The following is a 16,963-nucleotide window of genomic DNA, read 5'->3' as shown; positions in this document are numbered from 1 at the left end:
TCTTACTTAACTCCACTCACGTTCGGAATTGATACATCAAGAGTAAAACCGCCTGACCCACGAGCAGACAACGTTACACCGGTTGGCATTGGGTTTGTACCTGTATAAATGGGCATAGCCCTATAGCTTACTGTTTCACCACTCTGCACTGCGCCCCTGACTTGACGCTCAAATGAACTCATATTTGGATGATTTGCGTTGCGCTGGAAAAGTGTCACCAAATTTCTTGCATCATCACCAGCCCCTCCTAGTGAATTCGCAAGCAAATGTCCTCGTGCATGGTTAGCAGGCTGCCCCTCAAAACCTGGAGGTCGAATCGCTGGGTTAGCGCTTGAACCGCCTCCCAATGAATCCTCCCTAAGGACTGCTGTAACCCCAGTAGGTCGACCAAGTGAGTCAAGCTCGCCAAGAATTACATTGCTTGGGGCATTTGGACTTGGTTTAGCAAGCGACGGGTAGCTGCTTTCTGGAATTGCTTTTGCCCCCCCCGCCACAGCCCTCCTATAAGCCACCACCCCCGCCGCAGTCCCCACCCCAACCGCCAGCGCGATCTTCAAATTGTCCGCAATGTCCTGCGCCTGAGCGTCGCTCAGTTCCCATTTCGCCTTGAGCGAATCGACCATCGCACCCACCGAGTGCTCGGTCGTGGCGGTCGCTAACATTTCCTGGAATTCGTAGTTGCCGTTGATAAGGTTCTGTACTGCTGCCCGGGCCTCAGGCGAGGCGTCGTCAGCGATATCGCGGATGGCGTTGAGGTTCGCCTGGGTGTTGGCGACTTCCATGGAGCGTGCGGCGCAAGAGTCGGGGTCGGCCTGGCAGCTGACTATCGCGTCAATGTCCTGCTGCAGGCTCAGTTCTATGAATTTGCGCGTCGCGTCTTCGATGCAGGAGGCGTCGGTGCATCGCGTTATCTGTTTGGCGGCTCGCTCCAGTTGGTTGTGTGACAGGTAGTTGTATTGCGTGGCGTTCTTCGCCACCCAACTGCCGGTCTCCAGCTTGGCTGCGTCCGTATCGCTCTGCGCCGCAGCCGCGAGCACGCCGACGATCTGCGAGCTCATGGTGAGCAGGTTGTCGTTGCCCTTGACCAAGTCATCCAGGTGGCCAACCAACGCTTCGCTCGCCGCCGCAGCCAATGCGCCGGTTTTGAAGTCGCCGCCGGTGGCTTCTGCCAGCAACCCACCGACCATGGCGTGAATCACCACCTTCGGGGCCGAGCCGTCCGCCAGGAGGTTTTTCGTGTAATCCCCGACCAGGTTGAAGCTGGCGGCCGCCAAGGTGTTGAACAAGGCATTTTTCAGGGCGTCACTGACACTGCCGCCCTGCCCCAGGGCTTTGTTCAGCAACACAGAGGTGCCGTTCTGCAGCGCCTGGTTGGCTGCGAACTGGCCGACGCCACTCCAGGTACCCAGTGAGCCGGATGTGACAATTTTGCCTATGTCGGTCTGGGTGTGGGTGCCGGTCCACCGATCGAAATGACCCACCGTCAGCCCGGCAGTGATCGCCGAAATCCCATAGCCCTTGATGGCATCGGACGCCGTCACATCCTTGAGAACCGCACCGAGATTGCCCCGGTTATTGACCACGCTGACGCCGGCATTGGTCGACGCGCCGGTGGCTACCGCACCGACCATGGCGCCGCCTACGCCGCCCCCCGCGGCAGCCGCCGCCATGGGCCCGATGACTGCCGACATCACGATGGCAATGATCATTTGCGAGGCGGGGCCCAGCCCGGAGTGGCTGTACTTGAAGCTGTCGTGGACTTCCCTGACCTGACGCCAGTCCACGTCCCCGCGTTGCTCTGCGTCCTTGAGCCAAGCCAATTGCGGGTCGGCCTTGACCATCGCATCGATGGACTGGGTGACGCTCTGCTGGTTGACCTGCTTGATGTCGATCTTCAAACCGTCGACGGCTTTGATCGCGACTGTGCCCCCGGCAACCAGCTGACTCTGGCGCAGCGTTTCGTCAGTGCTGCCCTTGCCCTTGGATGACACCCAGAATGCGTTGTTGTTGGTCTTCTCGTGGCTCTCCTGATGCAGGTCCTTCACCGCTTCGAAGGTCACCGCTCCACCACTGGTGATGGCGATATCCGCAGCACTTTCCAGCCTGGACCCTTGATAAAGCTGGTCGCCGCCACTGATCAGGTTGAGGTTGCCGCCTGTGGTGACCTGGCTGCCCACCGCGCGCACGTCGGTGACTTCGTCGCGTTGGGTCTTGAGTGCGCCGAAGCTGCCTTTTTTCTTGTAGTCATACAGGCTGTAGTCGCGGTCATTGGCACTCAGCAGCTGCAACTGCCCACCGGCCACCAGATACGCATCCTTGCCGCTGCGGACCTGGCTGGCGTGCAGCACGATGTCTTGCCCCGCGCTGGCGGTAAGGGTGCCGCCGGCGGTGAGCTGGCTGCCCACGTGGCGGACCTGGGTGGTTTGCTCATGGACCCTGGCGCCGCCGCGTTTGCTGTTGACCTCATGATCGGTTTCGTTGGCGGCGGCCAATAGGTGGAGGTTGCCAACGGCGGCGACGGTCAGGTCTTTGCCGGCGTTGGCCTGGCTGGCCAATAGCGTGACGTCGCGCCCGGCGTGCAGGCTCAGGTTACCGGCGGCGTTGAGGTTGGCGCCGAGCTGTTCAGTGCGGCTGTGTTGGGTGACGCGGTGGCCGCCGTTTTCCGTGGTGCGGACCTGTTGGGTGTCGGTGACGGCGATGAGGTTGATGTCACGCCCCGCACTCAGGCTGGCATCGCCAGCGCTGTTGATATCACCACGGTTGGTGATGTCACGACCGGCATTGAGCGTGAGTTGCTGTCCGGCACTGATCCGGCTGGCGGTGTCGAGATGGGTGACAAGGGTGCCGTCGCCCTGCTGTCTGGCGTGGGCGGTGCGTTCGTTGATGATGTCGCCGCTCACACTGGTGAGATCGATGTGACTGCCACGGATCTCACCGGCCATCGCATTGCGGATACTGTCGCTGGCCAGCAGGCTGATGCGTTCACCGGCGCTGATCGTGCCGCCATTGAGCAGGCTGCCATCGCTAATGGCGGTCAGATCCTGCGAGGCTTTCAAGGTGCCCACGCTGACGATATCGCCACCGCTGACCAGGTTGACATCCCGGCCTTGCACCAGGCTGCCGCCCCGCAGGTTATGGGCATCGACCGTTGCCAGGTACAGCACCGGCACCAGCACGTCTTCGCCCTGCACCTGGCGTTTTTCCATCCACACGATGTCGTGGGTCAGGGCCGCCACCTGCTGCGCGGTGAGGCCGACGCCGACACTCAGTTGCAGGCTGTCACGGGCGCTGAGGCCGTTGTCCATCAGGTAGCGGAACTGTTCCTCGTCGCTCTCCAGCCCGGCGAGAAAGCGTTGCCCGGTCTTCGCCAGCACGGCGTCACGGATCAGGCGGCTTTCGTAATAGCCGTCGCCCAGGCGCCGCCAGGCTTCGTCGTTGTTGTAGCCGATCTTGTCGAGCAGGTACTGGGAACTGAGGAAGTTGGCAAGGTGGGTGAAGAGTGGATTGGTCTCAATCAGGTAGGGGCTGCCCGGATTCCTGCTGGGGATAAACAGCCCGTACTCACCGCTGGGCAGTTGGAATTCCGGCGGTTGGGTCAGGTCTTCGCTGAGGCGATCAGGGCTCAGTTCGAGGTCGTTGGGGTTGTGGCCTGTTTCGCCCGTCAGTTGCGCCAGGGTGTTTTCACGCAGGGTGCCGTTTTGCAGGTATTCGCTGGCCTGCAGGTTGAGGCTGCCGCCGGCTTGCAGGGTGGCGGCATAGACTGCGCGGCCATCCTCGCGCCAGGTCGTGAGTGTGCCGGGGTTGCTGAAGCCCTCCCCTGTCGAGCGCGCCTTGAGTTCGGCAAAGCGCACCGGGTCGAACGGCGCATTGTTGAAGGCCGGCAGGTCGTGGAACTCCATCTGGTCCCACAGGGCTTTGTCGATGCGCCCGGGGGTGCCGATGATGGTGCTGGAAGTACCGGTCTGGGAGGCCGCGCCCTGGTTGATAAGGCGGTGGGCGGCGAGGTGCATGTCGCCATTGGCGGCGAGCAGGCTGTAGCGGTTTTCCAGGGTATGCGCGTCGATACTCAGGTGTTTGCCGGCCACCAGTCGCGCGGCCTGGGTGGAGTTGGGCGCGGCGGTTTCGCGCCAGGTTTCGCTGATATAGATGGTGCCGCGCTTGAAGCTGTCGTCGCCGTCGCAGTGCTGGCCGCAGACCCACTGGATGCTGCCGCCGACCAGTTCGCGCTCGAGGGCAAGGTGGGTGCGGGCGTTTTCGAACTCGCGGGCGTTGATGTGCAGGTTGCCTTCGGTTTCCACGCTGCCGGAGAGGTTACTGAAGCGCGTGCCGCTGAAACTGAAATCACCGACGCTGTAGAGATCACCTTCGAGGTTGCTGAAATGCTCGCCGCGCACGTGCAGGTCGCCGCCGCTGAACAGCAGGCCGGTGTTGGTGACGTTGGCAGTGAGCAGGAAATGGCCTTGGCTGCCGACGCTCCCATGGTTATCCAACTGAGCGGCATTGATCTGCAGATGCCGCGCTGCGCTGAGCACGCCGAGGTTGTGCAGTACATCGCGCACGCGCAGTTGGATGTCTTGACCGCTGAGGATCTGGCCGTGGTCTTGGGTGAGGTTTGATGCGCTGATGACGGCATCGCCTTTGGCGGCGATGAGGCCGGTGTTCTTCAGATCGCCATCGATCTGCAGTTGCAGACGGTGGTCGCCGAGCAGTTCGCCAGCGTTGGTGAACGTGCCGGCCGCAATACTCAGCTCACTGCCCGCCCCCACGATCTTGCCGCTGTTGTCGACGGTGTCGGCGACGAGGCTCAGATCGCCTTCGGCATGAATCGTCCCGGCGTGGTTGACGGCCTGATGGGCGACAATGTCCAGTTCGCGGGCGGTGACGACCTGGCCGTTGTTTCTCAGGGTCTGGCGAGCTTCGATTCTCGCGCTGTCGGCGGCGATCCGGCCGTTGTTATCGAGGCTGCCGCTGGTGATTTCCAGGTGGCCACTGGCGTTGAGTTCGCCCTGGTTATCCAGGCGCTGGGCCTGGATGGTCAGCTGTTTGCTCGCGATACGCCGATCTTCCAGGATGCCGCTGACAACCTTGCCCTGGTTGCTGACCGAGGTGCCTTCCACGCTCACATTTGCGGCACTGGCCAGGGTTTGCCGCACCACCAGGTCGCCCTGGGCCTGCAGGTCGACATCCCCCATCGCAAAGGTCGGGCCCTGCAAGTCAATCGACTCGGCCTTGGCAGTGAGTGCGCCGACGCTGGTGGTGTGGGACAGGCTCAGGCCGCCATTGGCGTTGATCACAATGTCGCCGGCGGTGCTGGCCATATCGCCCGCCAGCCTTACGCCTACGCCCTGCTCAGTACCCACCAGGCGAATCGTCCCGGCGTACATCCCGCCGAGTGCGCTGGCGTCGATGGCCAGTTGCGGTTTGTCCCGGCCATCCTCGGCATGGGCGTGGGCCTGCAAACTGTCGGCGCTGACATCGTTACGGCCGGTGATGACGGTGAGGTGGTCGGCATGCAACTGCGCATTGAGCTTGGCCGTACGGGTAATCAGGTCGAACTGGCTGACATTGCGTGCATTGAGCCCGGCGCCCTCCACCGCAATATCGCCGCCCTCTACGCGAAAGTGATCCAGCCGCCCACCCTCGATCACTGGCTTGCCGGTGGTCAATGTCGCGCGAGGCGTATTGATAAACCCGCAGCCATTGCAGGTGATGCCATGGGGATTGGCGACGATCACCCGCGCGGCCTGCCCGGCCACCTCGGTGTAGCCACCCAAGTGGCTGCGGTTGCCACCGGTGACTTCGTTGAGGATCACGCTGGCGGGTCGCCCTTGCAGGCCTGGGTTGCCGAGGATCACACCCCCCAGCTGGGTGTGTTGCGTGGCCTGGGTGGCGTTGTTGAGGATCAGCCCCTGGCTGCCGACGTTGTAGTCGGTGAACAGGTTATGGGACAGCCCGCTGCCATTGGGCCCGGCGATATTCACCACCGGCACGCCATTAGGTGCATGACCGACGCTGGTGCCAGGGCTGGCCGGGTCCACGCTCAGCTCTGCGGCGGCGGCAACAATGGGGTTGAGGAGGATGATTCCCGCCAGGCTCAGGGCCAGGCACTGGTGAAACGGGCTGCGCACGTCCATAGGCAAGGTTCCTTGTTGTTATTAGAAAAACAGCTCGATTCGGGCGTAGATCGGGTGTTCGCGGCGCTCAACGACGGCCGGGCGCTCCAGGGAACGGGCGAGCACCAGCGACGCCGCAAGGTGAGTGCCGCGTGCGCTGAACTCCCAGGCATGGCCGGTAAGGCGCCCGGCGACCTCAGGGTTATGCGGGCCGCGGCTGATCACACCGACGTCGTAGCCAAAGCCCACGCCCACTTCGTGCACCCAGGGGTGCAGCGCATCCCAGGCAACCGGTTGGCGCCAGCGCACCTGGCTGCGCCAGTAGCCGCCGCTGTTGCCCGACAGGTTCTGTTGCTGAAACCCGCGCACAGCACCAAGGCCGCCGACGCTCAGGCGTTGTGGTCCATAGAGTTCGTCTTCGGCGTGTTGGCCGGTAGCAAGGCTGTCGACACTCCAGTACTGGCCCAGCCAGCGAAAGGACTGCAAATAGCTGAGGGTCAGGGTGTATTTCTGATAGCGCGAGGTAGGCGCGCCGCGCTGCCTGGAGAGATCGCGCTGGGCGTCCAGCGCACCGATGCCCTGTTGCCAACCGGCATCGAGATTGAGAAAGGCATTGCCGATTCGGCGGCCATGGTTGAAGCCCAGTTGACGCTCAGTGATGCGATGGCTGGAGGTGCGCAGCAACGCGTCTTCCAGGTAGTTGCGGGTGCGCAGGTGGCTCAGGCCCAGGTTAAATGCCGTCTTGCCCAGGTTATCGCGGTGCAGCACGCGTTCGGCGCGCAACTGCTGGCTGGAGGTTTCACCTGACAGCGCAAAGGCAAACCCGGAGAGGTCGTTACGCGTGCGATAGTAGCTTTGGCCGTGGCTGAAATTGAAGGTCCACCAACCATACGGCAGGCTGTAGAACAGGTTCTGGCTGTGGGAATGGCGCCAGCGGTCGCTGACGGTGTCGCGGTTGGCCCGCAGGTTCAACTGATCCGCCAGGCCCAGGGGGCTGTCCCAGTCCAGGCCGATACCGGCCTGCTGGCCACCGGTGCTGGTATCGCCATGGTTGTTACGGTTGGCCGAGACGCGCCAGGGTTTGAGGCGCTCGCCTTTAAGCGTCACGCGACTGCCGCCCACCGCCTGCCCCGGCAGGACCTCAAGCTGCGGCTGGCGCGAGGGCAAGCGCGACAGTTGATCCACCCATTGCTCCAGCTCACGCAGGTCGAGCACCTCACCCACGGTGCCGGGGAAGGTCATGGCGGACTCCAGCGGGCTGGCCAGCAATGAGCTGTCGAGTCCTTCAAGACGCCCTTCCACCACAATGATGGTCAGCTCGCCATTTTTCAGGTCCTGCTGCGGCAGGTAGGCGCGGGTGGTGACGTAGCCGCGATACAGGTAATGATCAGTGAGGCTTTTGAGCACTGCGTTGAGTTGAGGCACCCCCAGGCACCGCCCCTGCCAGGGTTCCAGCAACGTCTGCCGCTGGGCCGCCGACAGCAACACAGCGCCTTCGACATTGATGCGCGTGAGGGTGATGCACTGGCCGTCGTCCAGCGGCGCGGGGGCGGTTGGTGCAGCGATCTGGCCCGGCAGGTGTTGCAGGTCTTCAAGGCGGCGACGCTGTTCCTCCAACACTTTCTGCTGACGCTCACGGGCCAGTTCGCGGTCGCCGGGCGACACGGGGGACGCGGCAAAAAGCGGACCTGAAAGCAGCGCCATCCCCAGCAGCGCAGGTCGGAAAACAGCTGGCATCCCTTCACCCTCACACAGGTACTCAAATGGAAAGAGCACCCATGCTGCCGAGGCTGAAACGCTTAAGGAAAAGAGGAAAAGTTACAAAAAATTCGGCGTTTTTGAGGGCGTCGCCCTGCCTGTCACACAGCCGTTAGAGGACTGTCAGAGGCTTCCGAACAATGTAAGTCGAAGGAAGAAATCGGATAGGCAGTGAGACTTGAAAAGCGTGTTTCCTGGTTTTTTCATACGTTAAAAATCCCTTCCCCTACAAACGAAAGAGAAAATTCAGAGAAGATGAGAAAGGAGGTCTGTCAGAGGAGAGAGACCGGTCGCTCAGCCCATGAGCACATGGGCATACCTGAAAGCGACAGGCGTAGAACAACGGATGATCGCGGCTCTTTTACCGCGTAAAAATCGGAGTTACCCGACGAGCGGCAGGCCTCAACTCAACAACACCACCCCACCCGGCAACTCCGTACACTTGGCCCCATACGCATCCCGAATCAACAACGCCACCCCCGCCAGTTGCTGCAGGCTGAACCGCGCCTGGACGCGCCGTTGGCCGAGTTGCTTGTTGAGCAGCACCAGCATCCCCGGGCGGTAGCGGTTGATTTCGTCCACCACCGTGGCCAGGGTGGCGTTGTTGAAGACCAGCACCTGTTCGCGCCAGGCCACGACCGCCTGGGTGTCCACCACCACCGGTTCGCCCAGACCGGCCGCGTCGTAGCTCAATTGCCGGCCGCTCTCCAGGCGCACGCTGCGCCCGGCCACGGCCACCGACAGCCAGCCCTCGATACAGGTCACGCACACCGTGCGGTCGGTGTTGCGCAGATTGAAACGTGCCTGCGCCGCGCTCACCCAGCCTTCGCCCGCCAGCATCTTGAGCGGTTGTGCGGAATGGGCGATCACCTCGACTTCGCCTTCGAGCAATTCAAGCCCCTGGCCCACGCGGCTGACGCGCGTCTGGGTGTTGAGTTCCAGGCTAACGCCGTCGCTTAACAGCACTTGGCGCTGTTCGCCGACTTCGGTGCGATAGTCCGCCGTGAGGCCGGCAAAACCACCGGGGGAGCCGACCTGCACCATGAGCATGGCGGCCGATGCGGCAATCGCGCCGCCCAGGAACGCCCGGCGCCCAAAGCTGCGCGGCTGCGAGACTTGCTCAAGCGCCGGGGCCAGTTGCTGCCACATCGTCTTGGCCTGCTCGAACGCCTGGGCATGCTCGGGGCTTTGCGCACACCAGGCCTTGAGCGCCTTGGCATCGGCCACGGTGGCGCGGCCCGAGGTCAGCAGGACCAGCCAGTCGCGGGCTTCGTCGTGCAGGGGGCTGGCGGCGGATTGCCGAGTGGCACTGAGGCTAAAAATGTTCAAGCGCGCAAATACTCACGGTTTTATCAGGGACTCGACTCTAAGACGGTTTTCCGGCCCCGGGACCGAACCGCTGGATCACTTTTCTTTCCAGGCGCTTGGCGCAGTGGCCCAGGGCGGCCTTGATTTCCTTCTCGACCATACGCGTGGAAATGCCGAAACGCTGGGAGATTTCCAGGTGCGGGGCTTCTTCCAGGCGGGCGGCGATAAGGATCTTGCGGCGGCGGGCCGGCAGTTCGTAGAGCGCCTTGACCAGGGACTGGATTTCTTTCTGGCCGCCCACCACCCGTGACGGGTCCTGGGCTTCGTCGGCGCTTTGCAGCAGTTCTTCCACCTCGCTGCCGGTGAGCAGGCGCGCGTCGGCCTGGCGGCGGTCGGCGGCGATGTTCAAGGCCATGCGGTACAGGTAGGCATTGGGTTGCGCCAGGTTGGGCGGCACTTCCATGCGGTCGACCCGCAGGTAGGTTTCGTGCAGCACATCGTTGGCCAGGTCCTCCGAGCCCAGGCGCTTGCGCAAACGCACCTTGAAGTCGTCATAGGAGGCCAGGAACAAGCCGACCATCGTACTGTGCCCGGTATTTTTCATCCGCCCCAGGCTCCGTTTGCTGCTGTGCATTCCATGCGCATTCCTGTGGTGTCGGGCATCAAAAGTAAAGTCACCGGTTGGCGCAGCGAGCTCGGCGCCGGTCGTTCGACCCGCGTGGTGCCCAGGTTGCGTACCAGTGCTTCATCGCGTTGTTCGTCGCCGGTGGAGCTGACCAACCGACTGTGTTCGATCAGCCCTTGGGGGTTGACCCACACCTGTACCAGCGCGCGGAAACTGCCGGGCCGGGTCAGCGGCGAGCGGCACAGGCTGGTCTCGATGGCCTGCTGCAAGGCCGTGGCGTAGCTGTTGTTGATCCGTGCGGCGTTGCGTGCCGCCGCACCACGGGCGGCAGGCGGCTGGCTGACCGCGGGCAACTGCAAGGTGAACGCATCATCGCGTGCATAACGCGCCATCAGGCCACTCCCCGTCAGCAACATCGCCAGAGCCTCCTGCGCCGTAAAACGTCCGCGCACACTGATGGAACGCCGGCCCCGCGTCAGTTCGCGGTCGACCAGCACCGCCATTCCGGTGGCGCGGCTGTACGCTTGCAGTGCATGTTCCAAGTCCTGCGCCGGCAGGTTCAACAGCAGCAGCGGTGACTCCGCCTGCGCGACGCGACCACCGGCCAGCAGCAACAGCAAGACCAGGGCGCATACGGCGCGCCTCCAGCCCCCCTGTTCACCCCCTGCTCTGCATCGCTGCACGGCCGACGCGCCCTAGAAAACCGTCATCCTGAGGCCAATTTATGAACCTGATGTTACGGTGATAGCAAAAAAAACATCACGGTGACGAGAGGCCCGCTGCACTAGACTTGCACACCAACCGGCCCACCCCCTCGGGCCCGCCAGGAGGCCTTGATGAAACGCTTACCGCTCCTCGCCAGCCTGTTGCTGTGCACGGCCCTGCCCTTGCACGCCCACGCCGGCAACTGCGCCGAAGTCTCGGTGGATGGCTACAAGGCGCCCGACTATGGCTGCCTGAGCCAGCAGATGGGCAACGATACGAATGCGGCCAAAGCCGCGAAGAAAAACCGCGAGGCGCAAGGTATTGCCGTGGAAAAACGCCAGCCGAACAAGGTCGGCCTGGCCACCCCGGCGGCGACCAGCGTGCGCATGGGCAACACCTTCGGCACCTCGGTGAAGCCGCAGCGGCCTTGAGGTGTTCGATGACCGTTTGAGCAACACAGCACCCATGTGGGAGGGGCATAGGTATCTACACAACTTTGTCTAAATGCTGTCCCCCCGGCACATAGGGCAAGCCCCCCTCCCACATTGCCCCCATGTTTCCCGGAGCAGTTTTCAAGCCGCGTGGCTTTCCTTTTTCAAGCTGTCCATATCGATCACGAACCGGTACTTCACATCGCCCTTGAGCATGCGTTCATACGCCTCGTTGATGCCCTGGATGTCGATCATCTCCACGTCCGAGACAATCCCGTGCCTGGCGCAGAAATCGAGCATGTCCTGGGTCTCCTGGATCCCGCCGATCAGCGAGCCGGCCAGGCTGCGGCGTTTGAAGATCAGGTTGAATACGGTTGGCGACGGGTGCGGGCTGTCGGGGGCGCCGACCAGGGTCATGGTGCCGTCGCGCTTGAGCAGGTTGAGGAACGCGTCGAGGTTATGCGGCGCGGCGACGGTGTTGAGGATGAAGTCCAGGCTGTTGGCGACCTTGGCCATTTCGTCCGGGTTCTTCGACACCACCACCTGGTCGGCGCCCAGGCGCAGGCCGTCTTCACGCTTGTTGGGCGAGGTGGTGAACAGCGTGACATGGGCGCCCATGGCATGGGCGATCTTCACCGCCATATGCCCCAGGCCGCCCAGGCCCACCACACCGACCTTCTTGCCGGGCCCGACCTTCCAGTGATGCAGCGGCGAGTAGGTGGTGATGCCCGCACACAACAGCGGCGCGACGGCGGCCAGGTTGGAATCGTCGTGGGAGATGCGCAGCACGAACTTCTCCTTGACCACGATGCTGTCCGAGTAGCCGCCAAAGGTATTTTCACCGCCGAATACCGGGCCGTTGTAGGTGCCGGTAAAACCGCTCTCGCAGTATTGCTCCTCGCCCTCGGCGCACGAGGCGCAGTGCTGGCAGCTGTCGACCATGCAGCCGACACCGGCGAGGTCGCCGACCTTGAATTTCTTCACATTGCCCCCCACCGCCGTCACGCGACCGACGATTTCGTGGCCGGGTACCGACGGGTACAGGGTGTTGTTCCACTCGTTGCGCGCGGTGTGCAGATCGGAGTGGCACACGCCACAGTAGAGGATGTCGATCTGTACGTCGTCCGCCCCCGGCGCGCGGCGCTCGAAGGTAAAGGGCTTGAGGGCATCCGTGGCGTTCCGGGCGGCGTAGCTGTAGGTCTTGGCCATTTCGTTCACCTGTGTGATCTGACGGTAGAGGTCAGTGGACCAGCATAGACGCTGAACCGTTCAACCGAGCACGGTTGTACAATTTCCATCGCGTCCCTGCCCCTAACCTCACGGCTTTCAATCCCGTAGAAGTGCTGGAGAGTGGGCATGGGCAGCAAAGCAATCAAGGTATCTGTGGCATTGACGCTGCTGGCGAGCGCAATGATGGGCAATGCCTTCGCGGCAACCCCGAGCGTGGCCGTGGCGCCGCAATACGACACCAGCCACGTGTATGTGGCCCCGGCGGATGTGGAGCGTTTCGCCCAGAGTTTCCTCGCCACCTTTGGCGGCAAGAGCACGCCCCAGGTGGTGGTGAACGTGCTGCCGGTGCCGAGCAGCACCACCTCGCAATTGCTGCAGACGCCGGCGGGCACGGTGTCGCTGTTCGGTTTCACCACGCCGATCCCGCACCCCTTCGGCCAGGAACGCAACGGCTACCTGGTCAAGGACATGGACGCGGCGCTCAACGCCGCGCGGGAAAACGGCGCCGCCCTTATCGTCAGCGACTTCCCGGACCCGATCGGCCGAGACGCCGTGGTGCAATGGCCGGGCGGCGTGAACATGCAGCTCTACTGGCACACCAAGACCCCGGACTACGCGGCGTTCCAGACCGTGCCGGAAAACCGCGTGTACCTGTCCACCGATCGCGCTGACGCCTTTATCAAAGCGTTTCTGGGCTTCTCCCACGGCAAGGTCCTGGCCGATGACAAACACGCGCCTGGCGTCGATGTGGGTCAGGCCACTGGCACTTACCGTCGCGTCGATATCGAGTCGCCATTCGGGCGCATGGCGGTGCTGGTCACCAACGGCCACCTGCCCTACCCCTTCGGCCACGAGACCACCGGTTACCAAGTGCCTGACCTGACAGCCACGCTGGGCAAGGCCACCGGCTCCGGCGCCAGGGTGTTGGTGCCAGCCTTTGACAGCAAGGGCCGGCGCAGCGCCGTGGTGGAATTCCCCGGCGGCTACGTCGCGGAAATTCACCAGCTCCACGCCGCAAAATGATTCGCCGCACAGGCTGGGGCCTGGCCGTGCTGTGGCCGCTGCTGGTCGGCAGCGCCCACGCCGACGAGCAACCGGCACGACCGGCCATCAAGACCAACCGCTGGCAGGAAGACTGGTCGGTGCTCAAGGATCCGGCGTTGCGCACGCAACCGCTGGACAGCTTGAAGTACATCCCGCTGTCCAGCGCCAACCCGTTCACCTATTTGTCATTGGGGGCAACGCTGCGTGAGCGCTTCGAGATGAACGATGCCAGTGGTTTTGGGGTGAAGGACGTGAAGCGTGATCGCTACCTGATCCAGCGCTTCCAGGTGCACGCCGACCTGCACTTGAACGAACACTGGCGGCTCTTCACCCAACTCGAAGATGTACGCGCCTACGACAAGACCACGGTCGGCGGCGCCGATCAGAACCGCGTCGATTTGCGCCTGGCCTTTGCCGAATACGTCAACGCCTTTGCCAGCGGCACGCTCAAGGCCCGTGTCGGGCGCCAGGACTTCGCCTTCGACCTGCAGCGTTTCATCTCATCGCGGGATGGCCCGAATGTGCGGCAATCCTTCGATGCGCTGTGGGCCGATTGGGAGACGCCCAACTGGCGCTTTATCGGGATTGCCAGCCAGCCGGTGCAGTATCAGGACGAGCGGCACTTCGACGACACATCCAACCGTGACGCGCGCTTCCACATGCTGCGGGTCGAGCGGCTGGTGGGCGGCAAGAATGAGCTGTCGGCCTACTATGGCGTGTACGAACGCAGTGCCGCGCACTATCTGGATGCGGACGGCGATGAAACCCGCCATCTGTTCGACGCACGCCTGGGCGGTGCGGCCCTGGGGTTCGACTGGGACATCGAAGCCATGCTGCAAAGCGGCTCGGTGGGCAGCAAGGATATTCGCGCCTGGGCCGGCGGCAGCCGCACGGGGTACACCTTCGAGAGCCTGGCGTGGAAGCCGCGCATCGGCCTGCAACTGGACATCGCCTCGGGCGACCGCAAGACCGGGGACGGCACCGTCGGCACGTTCAACCCGCTGTTCCCCAACGGCTACTATTTTTCCCTGGCCGGCTATACGGGCTACAGCAACCTGATCCACGTCAAACCGTCGATCACCGTCAAGCCCATCGACAAACTCAGCGTGCAGGCCGCCGTCGGCCTGCTGTGGCGCCAGACCACCAGCGACGCGGTGTACACCCAGCCGAACCTGCCCGTCGCCGGCACCGCAGGCCAGGGTGAACGCTGGACCGGTGCCTATGGTCAGCTGCGTACCGACTATGTGTTTACGCCAAACCTCACCGGCGCGGTTGAAGCGGTGCACTACGCGGTCGGCCGCACCTTGCGCGATGCCGGCGGCGATGACAGCAATTACCTGGGGGTCGAGCTCAAGTTCAGTTGGTGACCCCAGGCAAGCACACCCGTACAAGCCCCCGGCCCGGTTTCGGGCAATAGTGAGGCTGGTTTTTCAGTTCCTCAATCAAGGAGTTTTCCATGAGCACATTCGTTGCCAAAGACGGTACCCAGATCTACTTCAAGGATTGGGGCAGCGGTAAGCCCGTGCTGTTCAGCCACGGCTGGCCGCTGGATGCCGACATGTGGGAATACCAGATGGAATACCTCAGCAGTCGTGGCTTTCGCACCATCGCGTTTGACCGCCGTGGCTTTGGCCGCTCGGACCAGCCCTGGACCGGCAACGACTACGACACCTTCGCCGATGACATCGCGCAGTTGATCGAACACCTGGACCTCAAGGACGTGACCCTGGTGGGCTTCTCCATGGGCGGCGGCGACGTGGCCCGCTACATCGCACGCCACGGCAGCGCGCGCGTGGCCGGCCTGGTGCTGCTGGGCGCAGTGACGCCGATCTTCGGCCAGAAGCCCGATTACCCCCAGGGCGTGCCGCTCGACGTATTCGCAGGCTTCAAGGCCGAGCTGCTGAAGGATCGCGCGCAATTCCTCAGCGATTTCAACACGCCGTTCTATGGCATCAACAAAGGCCAGAAGGTCTCCGCTGGCGTGCAGACCCAGACCCTGCAAGTCGCCCTGCTCGCCTCCCTCAAGTCCACGGTCGATTGCGTCACGGCGTTCTCGGAAACCGACTTCCGCCCGGACATGGCCAGGATCGACGTGCCGACCCTGGTGATCCACGGTGACGGCGACCAGATCGTGCCGTTCGAGACCACCGGCAAGGTGGCGGCCGAGATGATCAAGGGCGCCGAGCTGAAGGTGTACAAGGATGCGCCCCACGGTTTTGCCGTGACCCACGCTCAGGCCTTGAATGAAGACCTGCTGGCGTTCCTGAAACGCTGAAACACCCGCTCCTTATTTTGGCCGGGCTCGCCCGGCCTTTTTTTGCTCAGGAGAAACGCTGGCTCAGCACCAGGCGCCCCGGCCCGCTGATCAGCAGCGTGGTGAACATGATCAACAGCAGCCAGCCGAATTGCCCTTCCAGCAGCGTCCACTCCGGATGCACCACCACCATCGCAATCAACAGCACCGCCAGAATCGGCAGGCACGCCAGGCGCACCAGCACCCCGGCGATGATCAGCAGCGGGCACAGCACTTCGGCGAAAATCGCCAGCAGCAAGGTGACATGGGCGCCGAGGTGAAACGGGTCTTCGATCAGCTTCAACTGCTCGCTGTAGTTGAGCAATTTGGGCAAGCCATGCACCCATAGCAGGAACAGCGCCCCGCTGCCTCGCAGAAACAACAGCCCCAGGTCCTGGTGTCTTGATTCGTTCATATGCGCTCCGGTGGGTTGACACGTTATCGACCTCGATTGTGTCCACAGAGCGGTACGCACGCTTGCAACCGTGTGCTGACCTCACTCCCCGGTGCCGGCAAACCCCGCGACGATTTCATCGATCACCGCCCGCACCCGTGCGGTGTGGCGCAGGTCGGCGTGGGTCAACAGCCAGACGTCGTAGGGCAACGGCCGCGTGCGCTCCGGCCACAGGCGCACCAGCCCGTCGCGCTCGCCGGTGAGGATCGGGATTTCGCCGATGCCGATCCCGGCGGCGATGGAGCGGCGCACCAACAGGCTGGAACTCAGGGCGGCGACGATGCGCCCACGGCCCAGGGGTTCCGAGACCAGGGTCATGTCCTTCTGGGTTTGCAGGTACGGTTGATAGACCACAAGATCATGCCCTTCAAACAGGCTGCCCGGCGCCGGCGTACCCTGGCGATCGATATAGGCCTGGGACGCAAACAACCCCACCGGCCAGCGCGCGAGACGCCGGGCGATCAGGTCGGGGCTGTCCGGGCGGGTGTTGCGCACGGCGATGTCGGTCTCGCGTTTGGCCAGGCTCAGGAACTGGGTAGACGCGTCGAGCTGCACGCGCACATCCGGGTGCTGGACGTGCAGGCGCGCAATCGCCGGGATCAGGAAGTCGATGGCCAGGGAGTCGGTGGTGCTGACCCGTACGGTGCCGGTCAGGCGGTCATCCAGGCCCTGGATCTGGCGCTCCAGCTCCAGGGCCGAGCGTTCCATTTTTTCCACCGAGTGCAGGGCGGCCTCGCCGACGGCGGTCAGGGCGTAGCCTTCGGAGGTGCGCAGGAACAGCGTGGCACCCAGGGACTTTTCCAGGGCGTTGACCCGCCGCCCGACTGTGGCCTGGTCGACCCCCAATACCCGTGCGGCCCCGCGCAGCGTCGACTCGCGGCAGACCGCCAGGAACACCCGTGCATCATCCCAATTCATGCGGCCTCCTTATGCTGCATATCTGCATCACAGCGACGTGTATTCGCTGCATTATTGCATCCAGAAACCTGGATATGCTGGGCA

General features: G+C 63.2%; 12 protein-coding genes. 4 read left to right on the top strand and 8 right to left on the bottom strand.

Going from position 1 to position 16,963, the window contains the following annotated elements; genetic code table 11:
* Positions 1-2: 2 nt before the first annotated feature.
* The 5 genes from NIBR502773_RS27375 to NIBR502773_RS27355 form a co-directional block, all read right to left on the bottom strand.
* Positions 3-6,134, bottom strand: coding sequence for a DUF637 domain-containing protein (locus tag NIBR502773_RS27375; RefSeq protein WP_168209018.1), 6,132 nt, complete (start codon positions 6,132-6,134; stop codon positions 3-5).
* Between the two features lie 21 nt (positions 6,135-6,155).
* On the bottom strand, positions 6,156-7,850 hold the full coding sequence (locus tag NIBR502773_RS27370) for a ShlB/FhaC/HecB family hemolysin secretion/activation protein (protein WP_141157421.1): 1,695 nt from the start codon (positions 7,848-7,850) through the stop codon (positions 6,156-6,158).
* A 423-nt stretch (positions 7,851-8,273) separates the two neighbouring features.
* Positions 8,274-9,200 carry a DUF4880 domain-containing protein gene (locus NIBR502773_RS27365; RefSeq protein ID WP_141157420.1) on the bottom strand — a complete coding sequence of 309 codons (927 nt, stop codon included), beginning with the start codon at positions 9,198-9,200 and terminating at the stop codon, positions 8,274-8,276.
* A gap of 37 nt (positions 9,201-9,237) precedes the next feature.
* Positions 9,238-9,783 (bottom strand): RNA polymerase sigma factor, encoded by a 546-nt coding sequence (locus NIBR502773_RS27360; protein WP_027607555.1) that lies wholly within the window; start codon positions 9,781-9,783, stop codon positions 9,238-9,240.
* Entirely contained in the window at positions 9,780-10,424 is a 645-nt protein-coding gene (locus tag NIBR502773_RS27355) for a secretin and TonB N-terminal domain-containing protein (protein WP_065939841.1), read from the bottom strand. Before NIBR502773_RS27355 ends, NIBR502773_RS27360 begins: the two co-directional genes overlap by 4 nt.
* Positions 10,425-10,640: 216 nt before the next feature.
* On the opposite strand from NIBR502773_RS27355, the gene NIBR502773_RS27350 reads away from it, so the two are divergent.
* Positions 10,641-10,940 carry a hypothetical protein gene (locus tag NIBR502773_RS27350; protein WP_027607557.1) on the top strand — a complete coding sequence of 100 codons (300 nt, stop codon included), beginning with the start codon at positions 10,641-10,643 and terminating at the stop codon, positions 10,938-10,940.
* 141 nt (positions 10,941-11,081) lie between these two features.
* Here NIBR502773_RS27350 and NIBR502773_RS27345 read toward each other — a convergent pair whose 3' ends face one another.
* The gene (locus NIBR502773_RS27345; RefSeq protein ID WP_115488567.1) at positions 11,082-12,149 is read right to left on the bottom strand and encodes an NAD(P)-dependent alcohol dehydrogenase; all 1,068 of its coding nucleotides are present in this window, start codon (positions 12,147-12,149) and stop codon (positions 11,082-11,084) included.
* Positions 12,150-12,296: 147 nt separating this feature from the next.
* Between NIBR502773_RS27345 and NIBR502773_RS27340 the strand changes: the two genes are divergently transcribed.
* The 3 genes from NIBR502773_RS27340 (at position 12,297) to NIBR502773_RS27330 (ending at position 15,489) form a co-directional block, all read left to right on the top strand.
* On the top strand, positions 12,297-13,193 hold the full coding sequence (locus NIBR502773_RS27340) for a VOC family protein (protein WP_141157419.1): 897 nt from the start codon (positions 12,297-12,299) through the stop codon (positions 13,191-13,193).
* A complete protein-coding gene (locus NIBR502773_RS27335; protein ID WP_141157418.1) occupies positions 13,190-14,581 on the top strand; it encodes an alginate export family protein in 1,392 nt (463 codons plus the stop codon). Before NIBR502773_RS27340 ends, NIBR502773_RS27335 begins: the two co-directional genes overlap by 4 nt.
* An 89-nt stretch (positions 14,582-14,670) precedes the next feature.
* Entirely contained in the window at positions 14,671-15,489 is an 819-nt protein-coding gene (locus NIBR502773_RS27330) for an alpha/beta fold hydrolase (RefSeq protein ID WP_141157417.1), read from the top strand.
* Positions 15,490-15,535: 46 nt separating this feature from the next.
* Here NIBR502773_RS27330 and NIBR502773_RS27325 read toward each other — a convergent pair whose 3' ends face one another.
* Positions 15,536-15,922, bottom strand: a complete 387-nt coding sequence (locus NIBR502773_RS27325) for a DoxX family protein (protein WP_027607562.1) — start codon at positions 15,920-15,922, stop codon at positions 15,536-15,538.
* A gap of 81 nt (positions 15,923-16,003) precedes the next feature.
* A complete protein-coding gene (locus tag NIBR502773_RS27320; RefSeq protein ID WP_141157416.1) occupies positions 16,004-16,879 on the bottom strand; it encodes a LysR family transcriptional regulator in 876 nt (291 codons plus the stop codon).
* Positions 16,880-16,963: the final 84 nt, after the last annotated feature.

The organism is Pseudomonas sp. NIBRBAC000502773, from assembly GCF_006517195.1.
In the GTDB taxonomy this organism is placed as follows: domain Bacteria; phylum Pseudomonadota; class Gammaproteobacteria; order Pseudomonadales; family Pseudomonadaceae; genus Aquipseudomonas; species Aquipseudomonas marginalis.
This window is presented reverse-complemented; position numbering and strand designations above follow the sequence as displayed.